The sequence below is a fragment of the Kitasatospora sp. NPDC057512 genome (assembly GCF_042802135.1).
Classification (GTDB): domain Bacteria; phylum Actinomycetota; class Actinomycetes; order Streptomycetales; family Streptomycetaceae; genus Kitasatospora.
This window is the reverse complement of sequence record NZ_JBHVET010000851.1, coordinates 1-3,275: the sequence shown is the minus strand read 5'-3', so window position 1 is coordinate 3,275 and position 3,275 is coordinate 1. Positions and strand designations below refer to the sequence as shown.

Sequence of the window (3,275 nt, the reverse complement as noted above, 5' to 3'; positions counted from 1 at the left end):
GGCCTCGGCGGCCGCCGCGCGGCCGTCGGCGCGGGCGATGGCGGCGCGCAGGGCGTCGAGGCGGTGCTGGGCCTCGCCCGAGGCCGTCTCCGCCAGGGTGGCGGCGAGGCGGACGCGTTCGGCGCGCAGGCGCTCGACCTCGGCCTGGGCGGCCTTGAAGGCGGCGACGGCCTCCGGCCACGAGGGGACGGGCTGGGCGGGGACGGTGGGTGTGGCGGCGGGTGCGGCCGTGCCCTCCGCCGTACCGGTGTCCGGGGCGGCGCGGCGGTCTCGCGGGGTGCGGGCGGGTCGGGGCGTGCTGGGCGGGACCCAGTCGCCGAGGACGGCGTTCATGCCGCGCAGCGGCGGGAGCCCGGCGGCGTCGCGGGCGGTGGTCTCGTCCTCGGGCAGCCGGCCCCACCAGAAGCGCTCGGTGAACCTCGTCCGGTTGGACTTGTTGCCGAGCACGGCGGCGACCAGCCCCCAGGCGGGCGCGCCGCCGAGCAGGGCGGAGGCGAGGTCGGAGAAGTGGTCGGGGCCGTCGTGCCAGTGCTCGTCCAGGGCGTCGGCGCCGGGGAGTTCGGCGGTGATGTTCTCCACGGCGCCGTTGTTCGAGGAGGTCACCACGATCTCGCGGCCGGTGAGCCGCGGGTCGAGGGCGGAGACGAAGCGCGCGTGGACGCCCTGGCGGTCCTTGCCCCGCCAGGGGCGGCCGACGAGCGCCTCCTCGGGCCGCCGGTAGCCGGCCATCACGGCGGCGCGTTCGACCACGAGGGCCGCGACGAGGTCGCGCAGCATGGTGGTCTTGCCGGTCCCGGGCGGGCCGTTGACGGAGAACAGGCCGCCGGCGTCGGCGTCCCCGGCGGTGCGGTCGGCGAGCATGCGGTTGACCGCGAACTGCTGGCTCAGCGCGAGCGGGTACCGCGCCTTGGCGGGCCAGCGCCCGGCGGGGACGAGGGCCGGGTGGACGCCGTCGAGGACGGTGAGCCGGTCCTCGCGCAGATCGGTGCGGGCGCCGACCGGGATGTCCCGGCGGCCGGTCAGGTAGGCCTCCAGGGCCGGGCCGAGGCCGTCGTCGAGCGCGGCGCGGACCCGGGCCAGGTCGGGCGGCAGCAGGCTGTTGAGGAACGGCTGCGCGGCGGCGGGCTTGGCCTTCGGGTCGCGCGGGCGGTGGACGAGGCGGCTCCGGACCCGGATCACCCGCGGGTCCAGGTGCTCCTCGACGCCGCAGAGGTGGGCGATCTGGGCGGTCAGGGCGACCAGGTCGGCGAGCCCGACCGGGCGCGGTCCGGTGTCCTCGGCCTCGGTGGCCGGCTCCGGCGGCACGGGGGCGGGATCCCCCGCCGCGCTCTCCTCGTCCGGGCGGCGGGCCGCCGACCAGTCCGCGACGCGCCGCACCAGCGGCTCCGTCGCCCCGCGCACCGCGGCCCCGGCGACCTCGCCGAACAGCGCACCGACCGCCGCCACCGCCGCGCCGCCCAGGATCTCCGCGATCAGCTGCCGCCAGCCGCGGACGGCCTCCTCCCCGACGGGCACCGGGCCCGGCAGTGGCGAGGGCCCCGGCGCGTACGGGATCGGCGTGGCGGTCAGCCGCCCCACCGCGACCTCGAACGCCTCCCCCAACTCCTCGAACCCGTCCAGCCACCCGGCCACCGACGGCCCCGGGTCGAACAGCCGACCCGCCGCCCAGCCGCACGCCGAGACCACCGAGGTGTCCTCGACCGGCCGCCCGTACTCGTCCAGGACCAGCGCGAACATCGCGCTCCTCCCCGACAGCACCAACTCCTCGTCCGGCACGCCCGGGTCCGGGTCGGTCCCCTCCGGCAGCACGGCGATCATCGCCTGGCGCAGCAGCTCCAGGTCGTACACCCCGCCGTACACCTCGTGCCGCCACACCATCCCCCGCGGCGCCCGCCGCGCCGCCGTCTCCGGATGATCCGGCGCCCACGGCAGCAACGCCGCCGCCTGCCCGGCCGCCGGCGTCACATCGACCACGACCGCGTCCGACGCCCGAGGGCGACCCGACCGACGCTTCCGCGGCACCTCCGGAATCGGCGGCGGACTGAACAACTCGACGGCCCGCCAGCACTCCAGCAGACCCCCCACACGCCCGTTCCCGCTCCGCACCCGTCGCCCCCTGCGTCGAACCCACGGCACCCGGCCACTTCGTGCGCCGATCAACCGGGCGCAGAATCTACCGGACGCCGGGCGGGTAGGCCGAGTGCCCACCGCTCGCGCACGCCTCCCGGCACCGCCCGGCCCGAGGCCCCGTGGCACTCCGGCACAGGCGCCAGCAGTGGATCGAGGTCTAGGCTCACGGGAGTTGACGTTCCTCGGCTTCGGGAGGATGACCCATGGCAGCCGTGCACGTGACCGTGTGGGATGACCGCGACCGGGCCGGCGGAGGCCGGGCCCCGACAGCGTCGGGAGCCCTGGCGACCCCGACGGCCGTCCCCGCGCTCTTCGTCCACAACATCTTCAGCTGGGGCAGCGACCCCGCGTACGGGTTCGCCGGGCAACGGCCCCTCGCGGACGGCCGACGGCTCCTCCTGATGGACCGCCGGGGCTACGGCGACAGCCCGGACACCGCGCGCAGCGACTTCGACGTCGACGCCCAGGACATCGTGGGGCTTCTCGGCGACGGGGCCTCCGCCGCGGGGTTCGGCGGCGCCCACCTCGTGGGGCACGGCAACGGCGCCGTCGCCGCGCTCCTCGCCGCCGCGCACCGACCCGACCTCGTCCGCTCCCTCGCCCTCGTCCAGCCCTCCGCCTTCACCGCCGCCGCGCACCATCCGGTCGTCGCCGCCCTCCTCGACCGGGTGCGCGACGGTGCCCCGGGCATCCCGGACGGCGTCACGCCGGAGCAGTATCTACGGGCGTCCACGGAGGGGTTGGGGATGGCCATGCCCGAGCCCACGCCGCGCCGGCTCCGTGCCGTCGCCACCTCCATGGGGGAACGGCCCGTCTGGGAGGCGCGGATCCCACTGGAGGCGATCCGGCGCGCCGCCCTGCCGGTCCTGGTGATCTGCGGAACCTGGGAGCAGGCTCCGGACGCGTACCGCGAGCACGTGGGGCTCCCCCTCATCGCCGTGGCCGAGTCGCTCACGGACTCCCTCGGGGGCCGCCTCCTGCGGGTGCCCGGCTACTACCCGCACACCCAGGAACCCGCCGCCGTCAACGCCGCCCTGCGGGAGTTCTGGGGCTGACCCAATTCCGGGAGGGGAGCCGTCACGCAGCTACCGGGTCATCGGTCAACTGTTGTGCGGCACAACGTCGTTGAGATGGCTGTCCGGCAC

General features: G+C 76.8%; 2 protein-coding genes. One reads left to right on the top strand and one right to left on the bottom strand.

The genetic code is table 11. The features are described 5' to 3' along the window. Positions 1 to 1,974: hypothetical protein (locus tag ACFU6K_RS34750; protein ID WP_380669956.1), on the bottom strand; the 1,974-nt coding region annotated here is incomplete at its 3' end. A 359-nt stretch (positions 1,975 to 2,333) separates the two neighbouring features. On the opposite strand from ACFU6K_RS34750, the gene ACFU6K_RS34745 reads away from it, so the two are divergent. Beyond that, positions 2,334 to 3,185: an alpha/beta fold hydrolase gene (locus ACFU6K_RS34745; RefSeq protein ID WP_380669954.1), complete on the top strand. Its 852-nt coding sequence runs from the start codon at positions 2,334 to 2,336 to the stop codon at positions 3,183 to 3,185. Positions 3,186 to 3,275: the final 90 nt, after the last annotated feature.

Excerpts from the sequence above, each read along its gene's own strand:
- ACFU6K_RS34745 (WP_380669954.1), top strand. The coding sequence starts at position 2,334 with ATGGCAGCCGTGCACGTGACCGTGTGGGATGACCGCGACCGGGCCGGC.